Origin of the sequence: Kribbella sp. CCNWLW201 (assembly GCF_037203805.1) — a bacterium.
GTDB lineage: Bacteria > Actinomycetota > Actinomycetes > Propionibacteriales > Kribbellaceae > Kribbella.
Window position 1 is genome coordinate 61523 of record NZ_JBBCBQ010000017.1, and the last position, 20064, is coordinate 81586.

Below are 20064 nucleotides of genomic sequence, written 5' to 3' on the forward strand. Positions count from 1 at the left end.
TGCGGCGACGGCCTCACCCCGACGGAAGGACGACCATGACCGCACTGCCCGGCTCGCGTCTCGCGCTCAACCCCATCCAATGGATGGCCACCGACGACGGCTGGCTCGACCCGTCCAAGGCCCCCGAGACCCCGGAGCTGCTGGCGCTGGTGAAGAAGGCCGGGTTCGACGGCGTGATGGCCGCGGTCCCGGCCGGCTGGTCGGTCCAGCAGTACGCCGAGCTCGTCGCTGACACCGGACTGGAGCTCGCCCCCGGGTACGTCGTCTGCCGGTCCGACGGCCGCGACGGCAAGCAGGACGAGGTCGTCGAGAACGCGGTCCAGATCGCCCGGCAGCACGCCGAGCTGGGACTCGACGTGGTCGGCCTCGGCATGGCCATGGGTCAGGACGCACCCCGGGTCGCACACCCGGCGCAGGGGTACGACCTGCAGGCCGACCGGCTCGGCGCGGTGACCGAACTGATCGCCAGGATCGCCGCGGCGATGGTCGCCGAGGGCGTGCGGCCGGCACTGCACCCGCACGTCGGCACCTGGATCGAGACCAACAGCGAGGGCCGCGCCGTACTGGAGGCGGTGCCCGCCGACCAGCTCGGCTTCCTGCCCGACACCGGTCACCTCGCCTGGGCCGGCGTCGACGTCCGTGCCCTGATCAGCGACTACGCCGACCGGGTGCCCTTCGTCCACGTGAAGGACTGCCGGCTGAGCGTCGCGCAGGAGGGCCGCGCCGGCGACTGGGACTACAAGAAGATCGTCCGCTCCGGTCTGTGGGTCGAGCCGGGCCGCGGCGAGCTGCCGCTGGTCGAGATCCTCAGTGCCCTGGGCAACGACTTCGGCGGCTGGCTGATGGTCGAGGTGGACAAGCCCGACATCGCCGACCCGTACGAGAGCGCGGTCGCGTCGGCGACCTGGATGCGGGCCACGTTCGGAGGCGGTCGGTAGTGGCGGATCACCGGATCGGAATTCTCGGCAGCGGCAACATCTTCGGCCGCTACGTCACCGGGCTGAGCCGCTACCCATCGCTGACGATCGCGCGGGTCGGCGACATCGACACCATCCGGGCGAAGGAGGCCGCGAACGAGTTCGGCATCCCGGACTGGGGTAACGACGAGGACCTGTACGCCGACGACTTGATCGACATCGTCATCAACCTCACCCCACCGGTGCACCACGCGGCCACGATCACGGCCGCGTTGCGCGCCGGGAAGCACGTGTACGTCGAGAAGCCGGTGGCGACCACGGTCGACGACGCTCGCGCCGTACTGGCGGTGGCTGCCGAGACCGGGAACATCCTCGGCTCGGCGCCCGACACCTTCCTCGGCAGTGCCGGCCAGACCGCGCGGAAGGCACTCGACGACGGGCTGATCGGTTCGCCGATCGGCGCGTCGTTCTTCATCGGTCACAGCAAGGCCGAGAAGTGGCACCCGGATCCGCGGTTCCTGTTCCAGGCCGGCGGCGGTCCGGTGCTGGACATGGGCCCGTACTCACTCGCGATCCTGGTGAACCTCCTCGGCCCGGTCGGCTCGGTCGCTGCCTCGAGCCGGATCGGCGCGCCCGTGCGGACCGTGACGTCCCCGAACCGCGCCGTCGACACGATCGACGTCGACGTACCGACGCATGCGGCCGCGATCTTCACCTTCGCCTCCGGTGCGGTCGCCACTGCCCAGCTGAGCTTCGACGTGTGGGACAGCGAACTGCCGCACATCGAGGTCTACGGCACCAAGGGCACGCTCTCGCTGGCCAACCCGAACCACTTCGACGGCGATGTTCGCGTCAAGCGCCACACCGACGACGAGTGGATCGTCCTGCCGCCTGTCACCGAACTCTTCGGTGCCGTCGGGACGCGCGAACAAGCCCGCCGAGGTCTCGGGGTACACGACCTGGCCACCGCCATCGAAGGCGGCCCGCACCGGGCCAACGCTGCCTTCGCGTTCCACATCCTCGAGTCGCTCATCGCCGTACAAGAGTCATCGGACAGCGGCGCGACCGTCCACCTCACCAGCACCTGCGACCGCCCGGCCGCCCTCGCCTGACGCGAATCCTCTGACGATCAGCAGGACGCCCAGGATGAGCTCGAACAGGCCGCCGGGGATGGAGAACACGAGCCCGACGCCGTACCCGAGGAGCTCGAGGATCCCCCCGCCTGCCAGGGCGGTGTAGCCGATCAGGCCCAGCACGGCGAGGGGACGCGGGATCAGCCGTGCCGTCAGCAGCACACGGCAGAAGAACAGGCTGCCGAGGGCCAGGCCGATCATGGCGACCCAGTAGACGACCTCGCTGTCGTTCGCCGCGAGAACGCCGACGGCGAGCAGGACTCCTTCGAGAATCCTGCTCGCCAGGTAGGCGTAGGCGCCGAGCTTGTGCGTACGGCGGAGCACGGGGAATGCCAGTACGCCGATGGCGATGACGTCGACGGAGTTGAGCAGCATGAGCACGTCGACGCCGGAGCCGTAGAGGGCGAAGGCGAGCAGGAACAGTACGCCGATGAGTCGAGCCTTCATGAGGTCACCTCGAAGCGGCCGGCGCGGATCAGGAGCCAGATGGCGAGGAGGAGTTCGCCGAGGAACGTGTAGGTGGAGACGGCGAGGTCCAGGCCGAGCAGGGCGCCGAAGCCGTCGGCGAGATAGCCCAAGCCTGCGATCGCCAGCAGGATGCCCAGCCAACCGGGAAGGTGGCTCGAGCGGAACGCCAGGCAGCCGAGCAACAGCAGGTGCACACCGAAGAGACCGAGGCTGGCTGTCCACAGGTCGGAGAAGCCGTCGATGCGGTCGAGGACCTGTTCGTCCAGGTGGCGGAGTGCGTCCAGGAGGCTGCCCAACGCGACCATGAAGACGGCTGAGTAGACCAGCCTGAAGGCCGCCGCCAGCAGGGACAAAGTTTGGTCGACCGAGGTGAAGACGCGGTAAAGCGCGCAGGCGACGATCACATCGAGTACGACGACCAGGAACATGCTCGCCACGCCGGCCCGGAACAGACCTTCGGATGCTGCGATGTCCCGCGCGGTCTTCGCGGCATCGCCTGACGTCACCAAACCCTCGATGGCGGCGAAGTTGCCGAAGCCGGCCAGGGCGGCCATCAGGAGCAACCCCACTCCCCCGGCGACTGCCCACGCGCGTGTCGAACTCACAGTGCCTCCCCTTGTTTCGTACTTAGTACGGCCAAGGTAACGTACTAAGTACGAAAACGCGAGGGAGGAGGCGACGAGCGCCGCAGGGTCGAGCCCGGTCCGTCAGAAGGCGACGGTCCAGCCTGACCGTTCGGCCTGAGCCTTCGTGTAGGCGACGCCGTGGATCTTGAGGCCCTTCGGGTTGAGCAGGGTGATCTCGCCGCCCTTGTTACCGAGCTGCACATTCGGCGGCAGCGGTACGACGAGAGTCGCGCCGGCCGCGAGGACGCCGCCGGGGACCGGGCCGACGTGGAGGGCGCGATCGACGAGATGCCAGCCGGTCAGGTCGATGGCGTCGGGTGAAGCGTTGAGCAGCGTGACCGTTTCCGCCTCGGGGGCAGGGCCGATCGGGTTGATCAACGCGGCCACTATGCGCACCGGCTCCGCGCCGAACTCCTCGACCGGAACGTCGAGAGCGTGACCGGTCGTGTCGTCGGTGTGCCACGACTGGCTCTGGAACGCCAGGAAGATGGCCACCCACCGTTGCTGATCCGGCAACTCGATCATCAACGCGCCGTCCTGCCAGACACCGTCGTCCTTGCGGAACGTGCCGACGTTCCCCTGGTTCATGTGGATGTCGTGTACCCCGTTGCCGGGCCGGAAGTCGAAGACCTTGTCGGCCACGCCGTTCTCCGGTCCCCACCGTTCCCCGAACGCGTAGACGACCGCGGCCGGTTCGCGGATCGCCCGTCGGACCTGGTCGTCCAGCAGGTCGGCGAGATCGTTGCCCGGCCCCTCGACATCAGCGGGGAGGGGTCGGAGCAGGTTGCGATCGAACAAGGTCTGCCGGACGTAGTCGAGGTTCACCCCGCGCGGACCGGTGTCGAGCCGGTGCCAGCCCGAGGTGAGTTCGCCGAGCTGCGCGGTGACCGGATGCCGGAAGTCCTCGTCGACCCGGAACAGCAGCTCCGACGGGTACTCCTTCGACATCACGTTCACCGCGATCCGGTAGTCCACCGCGGCTTCATCGCGTAGCTGGACCTGATAGTGCGGCGTGTCCGTGCCACCTTCGCGGCGTGCGTCGACTGCTCGGCCGACCAGGACGCCGTACGACTTCAAGGGCATGACCTGCTCCTCTCCCCCAAGGTATGGAGAGGCCGGAACCCGTTGAAATACACCGGATTCCGCGGTCAAGCGTTTGCGCGGATCAGACCAGGGCGAAACCGCCGGTCCAGGAGGTCTTCTCGGCGACCGCGAGGGTGAGCTGCAGGAAGCCGAGGGCCTCGAGCTCACGGGCCCGCTTGAGCGAACCCGCGTCGACCGCGCGGAGTCCACCGGCGGCGACGATCCCGGTCAGCAGCGACTTCGCGTCGGCGTCGTCACCGGCGATCAGGACCGTGGTGGGCACGTCGCCGGCCTGGCCGGTCGCCAGCGTCGCGGCGAACGTGGTGTTGAAGGCCTTCACGACCTTGGACTCCGGCAGCCGGGCCGCGAGCGCGGCGGCAGCCGAGCTGTCCGCGGGGACGACGAGTGAGTCGAAGGTCTCGAAGTTCAGCGGGTTGGTGATGTCGACGACGATCTTGCCGGCGAACTGACCGGCGCGCTCCTCGAGCACCTGCGCGACGGCCGGATACGGAACGGCGAGGACGACGACCTCACCGGTGATCTTCTGATCCTTGTCGGCGGTGCCGAACTGCTCGACAGTGTTGCCGCCCTTGGCGACGATGCTCGCGATCGCCTGGCTCATGTTGCCGGTGCCGATGATGCTGACGTGTGCCATGACCACTCCTGGATGAACGTTGAATAGTTGTTCCTACAACCATCACGATAGCTCAAAAAGGTTGTCGCTACAAGTGTTAGCTGGAACACTGGTGGCATGGCGACACGATGGCTCGACGAGACACAGCTCACGGCATGGGTGCGGCTGGCCGCCGTACTCGAACTCCTGCCCGGAGTGCTCGACTCACAGCTGCGGCGGGACGCGGGGCTGACGCACTTCGAGTACTACGTCCTGGCGATGCTCTCGGAGGCACCGAAACGCACGCTCCGGATGACCTCGCTGGCCCAGCAGACGAACGCCACGCTCCCCCGCCTGTCCCACGTCGTGAAGAAACTCGAGGACCGCGAGCTGGTCGAACGCTTTCCGTGCCCGGAGGACGCCCGCGCCACGAACGCGCGGTTGACCCCGACCGGCTGGAAGAAGGTGTGCGAGACGGCACCGGGCCATGTGGCCGCAGTACGGCAGCATGTGATCGACGTACTGACGCCGGAGCAAATCGACCAGCTCACCGCGATCACCGACGCCATCCTCGGAGCCGTGGACCCCGACGGCACCATGACGCCGATCTACCAGCGGTACGACGTTCCGGAGAGCTAGGTGGTGTTGGATGCCGGGTATGAACCAGCTGAGTGATGTCGAGGTGGCGATCAATGCGGCCGAGGCGGGGGCGGCCGTCGTACAGGAGAAGTACGGCGCTGTCGTGAGCCGCTACGACAAGTCGCCGACCGACTTCGCCACCGAGGCGGACCTTGAGGCCGAGCGGGCGATCCTCGAGGTCATCCGGGCGGCCCGGCCGGACGACGCGGTGATCGGCGAGGAGTACGGCGCAACCGGTGAAGCGACTCGCACCTGGCTGGTGGACCCGCTGTGCGGGACGCTCAACTTCGCCGCCGAGACACCCCTGTTCTCGGTCAACGTCGCGCTGCCAGGCGCCGTCGTCGCCGCGGTCGCTCAACCCTTGACCGGGGAGGTGTTCTGGACGGACGGCACGACGGCCAACCTCCGCCGGAACGGGACCGACTCCCCCGCCCAACCATCCGCCACCTCACGGCTGGTCGACGTCGACATCGACGCCCCGCCCGGCGCCGACTTCCTCGGTGCCCAGCTCCTGACCGACGAGAAGTTCCGCGCCACCTTCGCCGGGCGCGTGTCCTCCAGCACCCTCACCCTCGCCTGGGTCGCCGTCGGCCGCCGAGCCGCCTACATCACCAACGGCACCCTGAAGGACAGCGTCCACTTCACCGCCGGTACGACGCTCTGCGCAGCAGCCGGCTGCATCGTCACCGACTTCCGCGGCCAACCCCTCCACACCGGGCCCGGGCTACTCGCGGCCGCCGACCCCGCCACCCACCAACGACTCCTGGACCTGATCGCACCCCACCTGCCCTGACGGTCAGCGGGATTCGAGCAGCGACTTGAGACGCGCGAGGTCCTTCTGGTTGGCCCGGCGCATGGCAGCCGACATCAGGGGTGCGGCGACCCCGGCAAAGCCTGACGGCTCACCGCGGTTACGAAGGCTCATGTGGGTCGACCGGTCGTTCGGGGCGGACCACTGGTAGCTCGTCTCCATCGGGAACGGCCCTTGCGCGGTCCGCATCACCAGTCGCTCGTACGGGACGAACTCGACGATCTCGTAGGTGTAGGCGATCCGGCGACCGAGGAAATGGGCCACGAAGTCCATCCGCGACCCGACCATGACCGGCGGCTCGGTCTGCCACTTGACCGACTCGATGTTCACGTACCACTCGGGCGCGTTGGACGGATCCGCGGCGTACTCCGCGACCACCTGCACCGGCCGGTCGATCACGATCTCGGTGAGCACGTCGACTGCCATCGTTCCTCCCAGGCCACGGGTCGAGGCTTAGCACCGACAGTACGCCGGATCGTTGCGAAGGCGCCGTATCGTGATCATTGGTTGACCGACTCCGGGTGGTTTGCGGATTAGCCTGGAGGTATGGCCACGTACGGGCACAGCCCTCGAGGCGAAGTGGGGCTGCAGGAACTGATCGACGCGTCGCCGGCGCCACGGGCACGGATGTCCGCCGCCGCCGAGACCGCGCTCGTGTGCGGACTGGGAGCGGTGCTCACAGCAACGTTCTCGATCCTCTTCGGGGTGTCCCTGGTGTTCGGCGTGCTGGCAGTGCTGACCGGCCTGGTCGGCCTCATCAGCACCCACCGCCCGGACGTCGCAGGCAGCGCCCTCAACGTCTTGGGCCTCTTGCTGGGCCTCCTGGCCATCGCCGTCATCGGCGTCCGCTACCTAGGCATCGACACCGCCATCGGCGACCCCCTCATCCCCTGGCTCACCGACCAACTCCACCACTGGAACACCAAACTCCCCCAGCCCTGATAGTGGCTCACCTGAAGTCGCGGGAGGTTGTTTTGGCGGCTAGGGGGAGGCGTTCGAGGTGGTCGGCGGAGAGGTTGGTGACGTCGCCGGCGCGTTCGACCCGGCCGCGGATGATGAGGGCGCCGGAGGTGCGGGCGACGGTGGCGTGGCGGTGCCAGCAGCCGACGGTGATGACGATGTTGGCCATGCCGGTTTCGTCCTCGAGGTTCATGAAGGTGACCCCGGAGGCGGTGGCCGGGCGCTGTCGATGGGTGACCACCCCGGCGACCCGGACCCGGCTGCCCGCGGGGGCCTCGCGCAGTTGGGCGGCAGAAAGAATGCCTTCGGCCCGTAGCTGGTCGCGGATGCGCTGGATCGGGTGACTGGTGGTGGTGATCGCGGTCGACCACAGGTCGGCCATGTCGGACTCGATATCGCTCATCCCGGGCAGCGTCGGCGGCGGCCCGGCGGCGGTGATCCCGGCGAGCTGACCGGGGCGTTCCTCGGCGGCCCGGCCGGCCTCCCACAACGCCTGCCGGCGATCGAGCCCGAAGCAGTCGAAGGCCCCGGCGGTGGCCAGCGCCTCCACCTGCGCGGCAGTGATCCCGGTCCGACGGACGAGGTCGGCCATCTCCGCGTACGGGCCACCGCGATCGCGTTCCTCGACGATCAGCTTCGCCCCCTTCGCGCCGATCGTCCGCACCTCCGACAACCCCAGCCGGACCGCGAACGCGCCGTCGCGGCGATGGAGGGTGGTGTCGGACGGCGCCTTCGGATCGAACGTACCGACCAACGGCTGCGGATCCACCAGACAGTCCGGCGAACCGGTCGGCCCGGTCAGCTCCTGCCCCTCGACCAACTGCTCGAGCCCGGCGTCGATCCCGGAGAGGTGCAGGTCCGGCCGCCGTACCTCCACGCCGTGACGACGGGCGTCGGCGACCAGGGACTGGGGTGAGTAGAACCCCATCGGCTGGGCCCGCAACAGCGCGGCCAGGAACGCGGCTGGGTAGTGCAGCCGCAACCACGTGCTGGAGTAGACCAGCAGGGCGAAGCTGATCGAGTGGGACTCGGCGAAACCGAAGTTCGCGAACGCCTCGATCTTGTCGTAGATCTCGTCGGCCAGGTCCCCGGTGATCCCGTTGCGCGCCATCCCGGCGTACAGCTTCTCCTTCAAGGACGAGATCTTCTCGATCCCGCGCTTCGACCCCATCGCGCGCCGGAGCAGGTCGGCCTCGTCGCCGTCGATCTCGCCGACCGCCATCGCCATCTGCATCAGCTGCTCCTGGAACAGCGGCACGCCCATGGTCCGCTCCAGCACCGGCCGCAGCTTCGGGTGCAGGTAGGTGACCGGCTCCTCCCCGGTCCGGCGGCGGATGTACGGATGGACCGCACCGCCCTGGATCGGGCCGGGCCGGATCAACGCGATCTCGGTGACCAGGTCGTAGAACTTCCGCGGCTTCAACCGTGGCAGCGTTGCCATCTGCGCCCGTGACTCCACCTGGAACACCCCGACCGAGTCCGCCCGGCACAACTGGTCGTAGACGCCGGCCTCCTCCTTCGGGATCGTGTGCAGCAGCCACGACTCCCCCACCTGCTCGCGGACCATCTCCATGCAGTACTGCAACGCGGCCAGCATCCCGAGCCCGAGCAGGTCGAACTTCACCAGCCCCATCCAGGCGCAGTCGTCCTTGTCCCACTGCAGGACCGTCCGGTTCTCCATCCGGGCGTGCTCGATCGGCACCACCTCCCCCACCGGCCGCTCGGTCAGCACCATGCCACCGGAGTGGATCCCCAGATGTCGCGGGAACTTCAGCAACGCGGTCGCCATCTCCACCACCCGCGGCGGGATGTCGTGCTCGGTCGAGGTGATCTCCGGGCTCCACCCGTCCACCTGTTTCGACCACGCGTCCTGCTGACCGACCGAGTACCCGAGGGCCTTGGCCATGTCCCGTACGGCGGACTTCGGCCGGTAACTGATCACGTTCGCGACCTGGGCGGCGTTCCGGCGGCCGTACTTGCCGTAGACGTACTGGATCACCTCTTCCCGGCGGTCGGAGTCGAAGTCGACATCGATATCCGGCTCCTCGGTCCGGGTCGAGGCGAGGAACCGCTCGAACGGCAGGTTGTAGAGGATGCTGTCGACCGCGGTGATCCCGAGCGCGTAACAGACCGCAGAGTTCGCCGCCGATCCCCGGCCCTGGCACAGGATCCCGTTCTCGTGGGCGAATCCGACGATGTCCTGGACGATCAGGAAGTACCCCGGGAAGCCCTTCTCCTCGATCACCGCCAGCTCACGCTCCAGTCGCTCGTACGCATCCGGACGCTCCGCCCGTGTGCCGTAGCGCAGAGCGGCGCCCCGCCAGGTCAGCTCACGCAGCCACGACATCGGGGTCTCCCCCTTCGGCACGTCTCGCAACGGCAGCTTGGGTTTCGCCCGGGCCAGATCGAAAGCCAGCTGGTCGGCCAGTGTCACCGATCGCGCCACCGCCCCCGGGAACTTCTGGAACCGGGTGGTCATCTCGGCCCCCGACCGCAGGAACGCCATCCCGGCCGGCGGCAGCCAGCCGTCCATCGAGTCCAGGTCCCGCCGGGCCCGGACCGCGGCCACCGCGGCGGCCAGCTTGTGCTGCGCCGGGGTGGCGTAGTGAACGTTGTTGGTGGCAACTACCTGGAGACCGCAGTCCGCCGCCAGGCCGGCCAGCACTCGGTTCCGGGTCGAGTCGGCCGGTAGGTGGTGATCGATCAGCTCGACCACCACCCGATCCTGACCGAACAGGCCCACCAACCGGTCCAGCTCCCGTTTCGCGGCGGCCGGACCGTCGGCGTACCCACCCAGCTCCAGGGCCTGCCGGACCAGTCCTTTCCGGCACCCGGTCAGGATCAGCCAACTGTCGCGACCGCGCTCGGCGAGATCCTCCAGGTCGTAGACCGGGCGGCCCTTCTCACCACCGGCCAGCTGCGCCTCGGTGATCGCGCCCGCCAACCGGTGATACCCCTCCTGCCCCTCCGCCAGCACCAGCAGGTGACTGCCCTCGGGGTCGGCAACACCGTTCTGCGGGCCGGTCAGGCCGAGGGAGAGCTCCGCCCCGAACACCGTGGGCAGCTCGTACGCCGCGGCCGCCTCGGCGAACCGGGCCGCGCCGTAGAACCCGTCGTGATCGGTCAGCGCCAGCGCGTGCAGACCCTGCCGGACCGCTGCCTCGACCAGGTCCTCCGGCTGCGAGGCGCCGTCCAGGAAGGAGAAGTTCGAGTGCACGTGCAGCTCGGCGTAGGGCACCGCGTGCTCCGGCCTGCGGGCGGCGTGTGGCACATACGGTCCGCGATGCTGCGACCACGCCGGGCTGTCGCCGCCATCCGCCGTCACCGGGCGGTCGCCGTGACTGCCCGGGCGCGAGCGATCCGACAACTTGCGCTCCAGCTCCGACCACTTGATCGGCGGATTGTTGTAGCCCATCGCCCACACCTCCCGTCGACCACAAGACTAGAACATGTGTTCGAGGAAACACCAACGGCGTGCACACAGTTCACGCGTGAACTCTTGCCAAAGCAACTATTGCCAGGTACTACAGTCTCGGCGAGCGGTTGCAAACCACGAGCGGAAGGGGGCCGGCCCATGCTGAGGCAGGTCGCGGAGGGTGTGCTGGTCCATCAGAGCGAGTTGATCCAGAACAACACGGTTGTCGTCCAAGGCACGGCCGGTGTGTTGGTCATCGACGCGGGGATCACGGGCGATGAGATGGCTTGTCTCGCGAACGATCTTCGCGAGTTGGGCCAGCCCGTGGTGGCAGGCTTCTCGACGCATCCTGATTGGGATCACGTGCTCTGGCACGCCGACCTCGGCGAAGCTCCCCGTTACGGTACGGCCCGCTGCGCGGCTTTCATGCGAGATCTGCTGTCGGACCCGGACTGGAAGGCCAACGTCGCCGAGGGGTTGCCGCCGGAGATCGCCGAGGAGACACCGCTGGACCTGTTCGGCCTCATCACCGGTCTGCCTGCCGAAACCACAAAGCTTCCGTGGGACGGCCCTGAAGTCCGGATCATCGAGCATCCGGCCCATGCCCAGGGTCATGCGGCGCTGTTGATCGAGGACCGCAGGGTTCTCGCCGCCGGCGACATGCTTTCTGATGTCTTGATCCCGATGCCCGACTTCGGCACCGCTGACCCGATCGAGGACTACCTCGCCGGGCTGCAGCTGCTCGAAGGTGTGGCGGACGACGTCGATGTCGTCGTCCCGGGTCACGGGTCCGTCGGAGTTGATCAACTCCGCACCCGGATCGAACAGGACCGCGCGTACGTGCATGCCCTGCGTGACGGCAGTGTTCCCGACGACCCGCGGCTCGGCCCATCGGCCAAGCCTGGCTGGGAATGGGTGGACGACATCCACACAGGGCACCTGCAGCAGCTCGCCAAGAGACACCAATCCTGAGGCATCTGGTCGGTCAAGACAGGAGCTCGACGTACCCGTCAGTCCCGTGCACGCGGATCCGCTGCCCGTCCCGGATCAGCCGGGTGGCCTGGTCCACGCCCACGACGGCCGGCAAGCCGTACTCCCGGGCGATCACCGCGCCGTGGGTCATCAGGCCGCCCACCTCCGTCACCAGACCCGTGATGCCGACGAACAGGGGCGACCAACTGGGGTCCGTGTAGGCCGTGACCAGGATGTCGCCCGCTTCGAGATCGGCCTTCGCCAGGTCGAGGATGACGCGGGCTCTGCCCTCGATGGTGCCGGCGGACACCGGCAAGCCGACCAGGGCACCGTCCGGTACGTCGTCGCGCCGGTACGAGCCGACGATGGCCTCGCCGTCAGAGGTGAGCACCCGGGGCGGCGTCAGCGCCTCATAGGTCCGGAACGCGTCCTTGCGTTGCTGGATGAGCCGGTCGTCCACCTGTTTGGTGCGTACGACGTCCTGGAGCTCCTGGAAGGTGAGGTAGAAGATGTCCTCCTTCTCGGGCAGCACGTTGGTCTGCACGAGGCGCTCGGCCTCTTCCAGCAGGGCCTGCTTGTAGACGAAGTAGCGGCTGATGATGTTGTACTTCGGGTATTCGCGGTAGCCGATGAAGGTCCGGAGCCGGTCGATCATCCGTGCGGTCTCGTCGGCTTTCTGCTCCCCGTCCGGCAGCGCCCGCAGGCGTTCCAGCAGGTCCTCCTGCTTATTCTGCGCCTCCTGCCGCCCCTGCTCGAAGCGCCGCTGGGCGGCACCCGGCTCGAAGAGCTTGACGTTGTCGAGGATCAGCGGCACCAGCGTGCTGGGGCGTTCGCTCCAGCGCGGCCTGGTGATGTCGATCTCGCCGACGCAGCGCATGCCGTACCGGTCGAGGTAGGCCTCGATGGCGTCGCGCGCTTCGGTCCCGCCCGCGAACTTCGGCAACTCGTCCAGGAAGGCGTCGTCCTCGACCTGCTGCAGGAACGCGACCAGCTCCGGATACGGGCGGATCACATCGGCGACATCGAGCAGCGCCAGCCCCATCTCCGACGTGATGTTGTTGGGGGCGGACAGCGTGAGTGTGTCAGCCGCGTTCTTCTCGCCCAGCCATTCCTGCAGCTGGTCGTTGAGCCACCAGGTGGCCTCCATTCCCGCCATGATCGCCTGCATGGTCAGCGGATCACCGAGGACCCGCTTGTGCTCCTGGAAGGCCTCGAGCAGGACGTCGAACAGCGCCGGTCCGCTCTTCGATCGGAGGTCGCGCCGCAGGGCGACGATGGACGCCTCGCTGCGCTCGATCAGCTCGGTGACGATGACCGGATCGGTCTCCATCGATGCCGACGCGCCGCGGACCGGCGCGCCGCCGCCGGGACCCTCGTCGGGACGCGTCGGGATGAAGTCGCCGCGGTCGAGGACGGTCTCGACCGCGTCCGCGAACAGCGGATCGGATCTCCCCACCACGTCCAGGAAGGCGGCCCGGCTCGCCGGCGAGGCCAGCCGCGGGGTGGCGTCGACGAACAGCCGCCCGCCGGCCTCGAGCATCGGTGCCATCGCGGTCAGCTGCCACACGGAGATGCCCAGCGGTTTCATCGCGTCGGTCATCATCTGCTGGTGACCGACCGAGAGGTAGACGTGGTTCTCCTGGTCGCTGCTCTCGGGGATGGGGAACAGGGTGGTGATCGGCCGGCTCTGAACGATCTGGAAGCCGTCATCGGCCAGGCACCATTCGATGTCCTGCGGGCGTCCGAAGTGCGCTTCGATCCGCCGCCCGAGTTGCACGAGCCGCACGACCTGCGCATCCGTCAATGCGGGCTGCTCCTGCCGCTGCGGGTCGATCGCCAGCTGCTGCGTCCCACCCGTCGGCAGCGCCTGGATGGCGAGTTGCTTGGCGGCGATCGTCTTGGCGATGACCTCCCCGTCGCGCACCTTGAAGACGTCCGGGTTCACCAGGCCGGAGACCAATGCCTCGCCGAGGCCGAAGCCGGCGTCCACGGCGGCGACCCTCCGGTTGCCCGTGACGGGGTCGGCCGTGAACAGGATGCCGGCCGCCTGCGAGAAGACCATCTGCTGCACGACCACGGCCATGTGGACCTTCCGGTGGTCGAAGCCGTTCCGCAGGCGGTAGGTCACGGCCCGCTCGGTGAACAGCGACGCCCAGCACCGAGTGATGTGCTGGAGGATCGCCGCCAGGCCCACGACGTTCAGGTACGTGTCCTGCTGGCCCGCGAAGGACGCCGTCGGCAGGTCCTCGGCCGTCGCGCTGGACCGGACGGCGTACGCCGCCTGGTCGCCGAGCCGGGCGAGCGCGTCGGTGACCGCCGCCGCCAGATCGTCGGGGACGGCGACCTCTTCGAGCGTCTGACGGATCTCCGCACTGAGCGCGGAGATCGCCTCCCGGTCGTCCGGGTTCAGGCGCGACAGCCGATCGAGCCGATCGTCGATCGACGGCGCCGCCGCCAGGAAGCGCCGGAAGGCGGCCGTCGTCACGCAGAACCCGGGCGGCACGCGGATGCCTTCGATCCGCGACAACTCCCCCAGGTGTGCGCCCTTACCGCCCACGACCGCGACCTGCCGCTCGTCGATCTGGTGAAGGTCCAGCACGTACTGCTCGATCACGGGCACGTCCTCGTCTCTGGTCGGCTTGCCTCGGCCGACGATTCTGCGCCACGACCCGGTCCTTGCCGCAAGCCCACCCCTGCGCTATAACCTGAAAATGCAAGGAGATCCGTCTCCTTGCATTTTTCGTCTGTGCCCTCGCGCCATCGCACACACCTCCTGTCGACCACAAGACTAGAACATATGTTCGAAATAGCGCTAACCTGGGACCATGCTTGGGCGGTTCACGGTGCGACCTGCCGACGACGGATCGAACAGATTCGGCGTCTGGGACGGCGCGGTCAACGGGTGGCGGGCGACAGACATCGACGACGAGACGGAGGCACACCGGATAGCCAGTGATCTCGACGTCCAGTACGACGCTCACGGTCCGCGACCGGCCGACGCCGTACGGAAGGTGGACCCGGCCCAGCCGGTCCAGCGAGCCCAGTGGCAGAACGGCGAGCTCGACGTCTGGATCCGCGACAACGGCGAGTGGCTCGGCCGGGTAAGGGACAAGGACGGCCGGGTCACCTGGATCCCCGGCACCGACCTCCGCCCGCTCTAGCGGGTACGCCGTACCGGCCGGCGGGATCAGCCCGCGAAGCCGTGATGGAGCATCACATGCTTGATCCGCGTGTAGTCCTCCAGCCCGTACATGGACAGGTCCTTGCCGTAACCCGAGTGCTTGAAACCGCCGTGCGGCATCTCCGCGATCAACGGGATGTGGGTGTTCACCCAGACGCAGCCGAAGTCGAGCCGGGCGGACATCCGGGCCGCGGTGTTGACGTTCGTCGTCCACACCGACGAGGCCAGGCCGTACTCGCTGTCGTTCGCCAGCCGCAGCGCCTCCTCCTCGTCGGCGAACTTCTGCACCGTCAGCACCGGACCGAAGATCTCGGTCCGGATCAGCTCGTCGTCCTGGCGGAGGTCGGCGACGATCGTCGGCTCGTAGAAGTAGCCGCGGTCGCCGATCCGGTGCCCGCCGGTCGTCACCCGGGCGTGGTCGGGCGCCCGCTCGACCAGGCCGGCCACGTGCCCGAGCTGGTTGGCGTTGTTGATCGGCCCGTAGAGGATGTCCTCGTCGGCCGGGTCGTAGCCGGTCCGGGTCTGCCGGGCGGCCTCGGTCAGCGCGCCGACGAACTCGTCGTAGACGCCTTGCTGGACGAGCACCCGGGTGGCCGCCGTACAGTCCTGCCCGCCGTTGAACAGGCCGCCGACCGAGATCCCCTCGATCGCGCCCGGGATGTCGGCGTCGTCGAACACCACCACCGGCGCCTTGCCGCCGAGTTCGAGGTGGGCACGTTTGACGTCGGCCGCGGCCGCCATCGCGACGGCCATCCCGGCCCGGGTGGATCCGGTGATCGATACCAGCTGGGGCACCTTGTGCTTGGTCAGCGCGGCACCGGTGTCGCGATCGCCACAGACCAGGTTGCACACCCCGGGCGGGAAGATCTCCTGCATCTTCTCCACCATCCAGTACGACGACGCGGGAGTCGTGTCGGACGGCTTCAGGACGACCGTGTTCCCTGCGGCCAGGGCCGGAGCGAACTTCCAGACCGACATCATCATCGGGTAGTTCCACGGCGCCACCTGGGCCACCGGGCCGATCGGTTCGCGCCGGACCGACGAGGTGAAACCGCGCATGTACTCACCGGACGACTTGCCCTCCAGCACCCGCGCGGCACCGGCGAAGAAGCGGATCTGGTCGACCATCGGCGGGATCTCCTCCGACCGGGTCAGGGCCACCGGCTTGCCGGTGTTCTCGCTCTCGATCGCGATCAGTTCCTCGGCGTTGTCCTCGATCACGTCGGCCAGCTTCAGCAGTGCCCGCTGCCGCTCCCCCGGCGTCGACCAGCGCCACTTCTCGAACGCACCGGCGGCGGCGCGGAAGGCCAGGTCCACGTCGTGCTCGTCGGAGTTCGGCGCGGACGCGTACACCTCGCCGGTGGACGGGTTGACGATGTCCATCATCGCTCCGGACTCGGCAGCCTGGACGGTGCCGTCGATGATGTTGTGGAAGACCTTCTTGTCCGGCATGACAACAACCCCCTAGCGGCACCAGTCCCCCGTTCCCTCAATCTAGGCCCACCCACTCACGAGGAGAAGCCCATGGCGACGCATCCGCTCGAGCCCCTCGACGAGCAGTCGGAGAGCGACGACGGGATGACCCGGTGGATCGCCGACGACGAGTCGCTGGAGAACACCGACGTGGTGCTCTGGTACGTGTTCGGCATCCACCACATCACCCGGGTCGAGGACTGGCCGGTGATGCCGGCCGACACGATCGCCTTCTGGCTCAAGCCGTTCGGCTTCTTCGACCAGAACCCGTCGATCGACGTGGCGCCGGCCCACGGGCACAACCATGAGAGGACATCATGAGCATCAGCGGAGGTCCGGACCTTCCCCAGCGGCGGCAGGTGAACACGCCGATCCCCGGTCCGGCGTCACAGGCCCTGCAAGCACGCAAGGAGGCGTCGGTCGCGCGCGGAGTCGGCACGACGCTCCCGGTCTACGTCGTCGCCGCCGGCGGTGGCGTCATTGTGGATGCCGACGGCAACCACCTGATCGACCTCGGCTCCGGCATCGCGGTCACCACCGTGGGCAACAGCGCACCCCGGGTCGCGGCGGCGGTGACCGAACAGGTGCAGGCCTTCACCCACACCTGCTTCATGATCACGCCGTACGACGGCTATGTCCGGGTCGCCGAAGCACTCAACCGGATCACCCCGGGCAGCCACGACAAGCGCACCGTGCTGTTCAACTCCGGCGCCGAGGCCGTCGAGAACGCGGTCAAGATCGCCCGGTCGTTCACCGGCCGGCAGGCGGTCGTGGTGTTCGACCACGCCTACCACGGCCGGACCAACCTGACCATGGCGATGACCGCGAAGGGCATGCCGTACAAGAGCGGCTTCGGGCCGTTCGCCGCGGAGATCTACCGCGCTCCGCTGTCCTACCCGTTCCGCGACGGCGGCCTCGACGGTGTGGCCGCCGCGGAACGCGCGATCGACGTGATCGACAAGCAGGTCGGCGCCGGCAACCTGGCCGCGGTCGTGATCGAACCCATCCAGGGCGAGGGTGGCTTCATCGTCCCGGCGGCGGGTTTCCTCCCCACGCTGCTGGACTGGTGCCACGCCAACGACGTCGTCTTCGCCGCCGACGAGGTCCAGACCGGGTTCGCCCGCACCGGCGCGATGTTCGCCTGCGACCACGAAGGCGTCGTACCCGATCTGATCGCCACCGCCAAGGGCATCGCCGGCGGGCTGCCGCTGTCGGCCGTCACCGGCCGCGCCGACATCATGGACGCACCCCACGTCGGCGGTCTCGGCGGGACGTACGGCGGCAATCCGCTCGCCTGCGCCGCCGCGTTGGCCGTGATCGAGACCATCGAGGCCGACGGGCTCGTCGACCGTGCCCGCGCTATCGGCAAGACACTGCTCGAACGACTCACCACCCTGCAGGCACAGGACAACCGGATCGGGGATGTTCGCGGCCGGGGCGCCATGGCCGCGATCGAGCTCGTCATTCCCGGCACGAGCGAACCCGATGCCAACCTGACCAAGCGCATCGCGGCAGCGGTCCATGCCAAGGGCGTCGTGGTCCTCACCTGCGGAACCTACGGCAACGTACTGCGCTTCCTGCCACCACTGGCCATCCCCGACCACCTGTTGCACGAGGGCCTCGACGTACTGCGGGACGCCTTCGCGGAAACCAGTTAGCCGGGCGTGGGCGTCGTTGTCGGTTGGTCTGGTTGGCGGTACTTCGGGTCGCCCTCGACGATCTTCTTGCTCGGCGCGACGAAGCGCTCCAGCGGCATGCCCTTCAGCGCGCCTTCCATCGCGGTCTGCCAGAGCGGACCGGCGGTACCGGAGCCGGTCGGGTCGGAGATGTCCCGACCGTCCAGGGTGTGGCGGTACATCAGGTTCGTGTACGGCAGGTTCGCGTCGGCCACGACAGCGGCCGCGGCCAGGTTCGGCGCGTAACCGGCGTACCAGACCGCCTTGTTCTCCTGGATCGTTCCGGTCTTGCCGGCCAGGTCCCAGTTGCCGAAGTTCAGCCGGCCGCCGGTGCCGCCGGGCTCCATCACCGCGCTGAGCACCCGGTTCACCCCGTCGGCCACCTCAGGCTTGAGGACCTGCTTGCAGTTCATGGCCGGGGTGTCGATCGGCCGGCGGGACTTGTCCTGCAGGCCGATGACGAGCAGCGGCTCGCAGTACTTGCCGCGGGCCGCGAAGGTCGCGTACGCGTTGGAGAGCATCAGCGGCGTGACGTAGCCGACGCCGAGCGTGTAGGAGATCACCTGGTCCAGCGGCTTCAAGGTCTGCCCGTTGTACATCCCCAACGCCTCCGCCGTCTTCGCGATCGGACAGAGGCCGACGCGCTGCGCCAGTTGGAGGAAGTACGTGTTCGTGGAGTACCGGGTCGCCTCGACCAGCGTGATGTTGCCGCCCCTGGTCGAGTTCTGCGGCCGGTACGACGGATCCCTCGTCCAGCCCGAGCAGGTCTGGAACCTCTTGCCGCTGAGATCGATCTGCTGCGGCGAGTTGATCCGGTAGCCCAGCGGAACGCCCTTCGAGATCGCGGCGGCGAGGGTGAACGCCTTCATCGTCGAGCCGTTCTGGAACCCGCCGAACCCGCCGGGGTAGGACTTCTCCACGTTGTAGTTGTAGGCGGTCTGGAAGCGGCCGTTGCCGTACGGCCTGCTCTGCACCATCGCCTTCACCAGGCCGGTGCCGGGCTCGACGACGGTGATCGCGGCGACGGCACTGTCGGTTCGCCTGCTGTGCTCGTTGATCGACGCCTGGGCGGCCTTCTGGATCCGCCGGTCGAGTGAGGTCGTCACGGTCAGGCCGCCGGTCTTGAGGTAGTGCTCCCGGTCCTTGACCGTCCGGCCGAGCTCCGGGTTCTGGAGCAGCTTCGAGACGACGTACTCGCAGTAGAAGGGGTAGCGGGAGTTGGCGCAGCCGTTCGGGACCTTCAGCACCTTGGCCGGGTCGATCACCGGCGTCTTGAGCGCGTTGTTCGCCTGGTGCAGCGAGATGACCTTGAGCTCGAGCATCCGCTTGATCACCACGTCGCGGCGGTCCTTGGCGCGCTTCATGTCGTTGGTCGGGTCGTAGCCGGTCGGGTTCTTCACCAGTCCGGCCAGCAGGGCGGCCTGCGGGAGGGTGAGGTTCTTGGCGGTGGTCCGGAAGTAGTGCTGCGCGGCGGCCTGGACGCCGTACGTGCCGTCGCCGAAGTTGACCAGGTTGAGGTACCGCTCGAGGATCTGGTCCTTGGAGTACTGGCTCTCGACCGCGATCGCGTAGCGCAACTCGGCCAGCTTGCGTGCGTACGTCACCGCCGTGGCACGCCGGATCTCGGTGGCGTTGCGGGCCTTCTCGATCAGGCTCAGCTTCACGTACTGCTGGGTGATGGTCGATCCACCCTGCTGGACCTCACCCTCGGTCTGGTTGCGGACCATCGCGCGCAGCGTGCCCTTCAGATCGAGGGCGCCGTGCTCGTAGAAGCGCGAGTCCTCGATCGCGATGATCGCCTTGCGCATGATCGGGCTGATGTAGCTCAGCGACACCGGGACGCGGTTCTGCTCGTACAGGGTGGCAATCAGCGTGCCGTCCGCGGCCAGGATCCGGCTCCGGACGGCGACCGGCTCGATCTCCAGCTCACGCGGCAGCGTCTGGACCGTCTCGACGACCTTCTCACTGCCGAGCCCGGCCATGCCGGCGAACGGGACCGCCAGCCCCGCGGCCAGCGCACCTGACATCACGCTCACGATGAGGAATGTCACCAGTGCGCGAATCTTGTTGCCACCGCCCGTGTCGGTGCGCATACCT

The 20064-nt window shown here is 68.2% G+C and carries 18 protein-coding genes; 9 read left to right on the top strand and 9 right to left on the bottom strand.

The annotated features are described in order from the left end of the window. Nucleotides 1-35: 35 nt before the first annotated feature. Together V9K99_RS40855 and V9K99_RS40860 are read left to right on the top strand one after the other, a co-directional pair. Complete coding sequence (locus tag V9K99_RS40855; protein WP_337324229.1) at nt 36-938, top strand: sugar phosphate isomerase/epimerase family protein; 903 nt, start codon at nt 36-38, stop codon at nt 936-938. Continuing rightward, on the top strand, nt 938-2029 hold the full coding sequence (locus tag V9K99_RS40860) for a Gfo/Idh/MocA family protein (protein WP_337324230.1): 1092 nt from the start codon (nt 938-940) through the stop codon (nt 2027-2029). Before V9K99_RS40855 ends, V9K99_RS40860 begins: the two co-directional genes overlap by 1 nt. Here V9K99_RS40860 and V9K99_RS40865 read toward each other — a convergent pair. The 4 genes from V9K99_RS40865 to V9K99_RS40880 all read right to left on the bottom strand — a co-directional run bounded on the left by V9K99_RS40865 (nt 1964) and on the right by V9K99_RS40880 (nt 4882). Beyond that, a complete protein-coding gene (locus V9K99_RS40865; protein WP_337324231.1) occupies nt 1964-2497 on the bottom strand; it encodes a DUF4386 family protein in 534 nt (177 codons plus the stop codon). The genes V9K99_RS40860 and V9K99_RS40865 overlap by 66 nt on opposite strands. Next, complete coding sequence (locus V9K99_RS40870) at nt 2494-3123, bottom strand: DUF4386 domain-containing protein (protein ID WP_337324232.1); 630 nt, start codon at nt 3121-3123, stop codon at nt 2494-2496. Before V9K99_RS40870 ends, V9K99_RS40865 begins: the two co-directional genes overlap by 4 nt. 102 nt (nt 3124-3225) lie before the next feature. After that, on the bottom strand, nt 3226-4227 hold the full coding sequence (locus V9K99_RS40875; RefSeq protein ID WP_337324233.1) for a DUF2278 family protein: 1002 nt from the start codon (nt 4225-4227) through the stop codon (nt 3226-3228). An 82-nt stretch (nt 4228-4309) separates the two neighbouring features. Continuing rightward, nucleotides 4310-4882, bottom strand: a complete 573-nt coding sequence (locus V9K99_RS40880) for an NADPH-dependent F420 reductase (protein ID WP_337324234.1) — start codon at nt 4880-4882, stop codon at nt 4310-4312. Between the two features lie 96 nt (nt 4883-4978). On the opposite strand from V9K99_RS40880, the gene V9K99_RS40885 reads away from it, so the two are divergent. Both V9K99_RS40885 and V9K99_RS40890 read left to right on the top strand, forming a co-directional pair. Next, a complete protein-coding gene (locus V9K99_RS40885) occupies nt 4979-5479 on the top strand; it encodes a MarR family winged helix-turn-helix transcriptional regulator (RefSeq protein ID WP_337324235.1) in 501 nt (166 codons plus the stop codon). Between the two features lie 19 nt (nt 5480-5498). Next, nucleotides 5499-6272 carry an inositol monophosphatase family protein gene (locus tag V9K99_RS40890; RefSeq protein ID WP_337324236.1) on the top strand — a complete coding sequence of 258 codons (774 nt, stop codon included), beginning with the start codon at nt 5499-5501 and terminating at the stop codon, nt 6270-6272. A 3-nt stretch (nt 6273-6275) separates the two neighbouring features. On the opposite strand, the gene V9K99_RS40895 is transcribed toward V9K99_RS40890, so the two are convergent. Further along, nucleotides 6276-6716, bottom strand: coding sequence for an SRPBCC family protein (locus V9K99_RS40895; protein ID WP_337324237.1), 441 nt, complete (start codon nt 6714-6716; stop codon nt 6276-6278). A 120-nt stretch (nt 6717-6836) separates the two neighbouring features. Between V9K99_RS40895 and V9K99_RS40900 the strand changes: the two genes are divergently transcribed. Next, nucleotides 6837-7232 (top strand): hypothetical protein, encoded by a 396-nt coding sequence (locus tag V9K99_RS40900; protein ID WP_337324238.1) that lies wholly within the window; start codon nt 6837-6839, stop codon nt 7230-7232. Between the two features lie 7 nt (nt 7233-7239). Here the strand turns inward: V9K99_RS40900 and V9K99_RS40905 are convergent, their stop codons facing one another. Continuing rightward, on the bottom strand, nt 7240-10665 hold the full coding sequence (locus V9K99_RS40905) for an error-prone DNA polymerase (protein ID WP_337324239.1): 3426 nt from the start codon (nt 10663-10665) through the stop codon (nt 7240-7242). A 36-nt stretch (nt 10666-10701) separates the two neighbouring features. On the opposite strand from V9K99_RS40905, the gene V9K99_RS40910 reads away from it, so the two are divergent. Beyond that, nucleotides 10702-11637 (top strand): MBL fold metallo-hydrolase, encoded by a 936-nt coding sequence (locus V9K99_RS40910; protein ID WP_337324240.1) that lies wholly within the window; start codon nt 10702-10704, stop codon nt 11635-11637. 13 nt (nt 11638-11650) lie between these two features. Here V9K99_RS40910 and rph read toward each other — a convergent pair whose 3' ends face one another. Then, on the bottom strand, nt 11651-14251 hold the full coding sequence (gene rph / locus V9K99_RS40915; RefSeq protein ID WP_337324241.1) for a rifamycin-inactivating phosphotransferase: 2601 nt from the start codon (nt 14249-14251) through the stop codon (nt 11651-11653). A 211-nt stretch (nt 14252-14462) separates the two neighbouring features. Between rph and V9K99_RS40920 the strand changes: the two genes are divergently transcribed. Beyond that, nucleotides 14463-14798 (top strand): hypothetical protein, encoded by a 336-nt coding sequence (locus tag V9K99_RS40920; RefSeq protein WP_337324242.1) that lies wholly within the window; start codon nt 14463-14465, stop codon nt 14796-14798. Between the two features lie 26 nt (nt 14799-14824). Here V9K99_RS40920 and V9K99_RS40925 read toward each other — a convergent pair whose 3' ends face one another. Continuing rightward, nucleotides 14825-16270, bottom strand: coding sequence for a gamma-aminobutyraldehyde dehydrogenase (locus V9K99_RS40925; RefSeq protein ID WP_337324243.1), 1446 nt, complete (start codon nt 16268-16270; stop codon nt 14825-14827). Nucleotides 16271-16342: 72 nt separating this feature from the next. Here V9K99_RS40925 and V9K99_RS40930 point away from each other — a divergent pair, with 72 nt between their 5' ends. Next, the gene (locus tag V9K99_RS40930; RefSeq protein WP_337324244.1) at nt 16343-16612 is read left to right on the top strand and encodes a copper amine oxidase; all 270 of its coding nucleotides are present in this window, start codon (nt 16343-16345) and stop codon (nt 16610-16612) included. Continuing rightward, nucleotides 16609-17949 carry a 4-aminobutyrate--2-oxoglutarate transaminase gene (gene gabT, locus V9K99_RS40935; protein WP_337324245.1) on the top strand — a complete coding sequence of 447 codons (1341 nt, stop codon included), beginning with the start codon at nt 16609-16611 and terminating at the stop codon, nt 17947-17949. The genes V9K99_RS40930 and gabT overlap by 4 nt, the downstream gene beginning before the upstream one ends. Here the strand turns inward: gabT and V9K99_RS40940 are convergent. After that, nucleotides 17946-20060: a transglycosylase domain-containing protein gene (locus V9K99_RS40940; RefSeq protein ID WP_337324246.1), complete on the bottom strand. Its 2115-nt coding sequence runs from the start codon at nt 20058-20060 to the stop codon at nt 17946-17948. The two genes, gabT and V9K99_RS40940, sit on opposite strands and share 4 nt — an antisense overlap. Nucleotides 20061-20064: the final 4 nt, after the last annotated feature.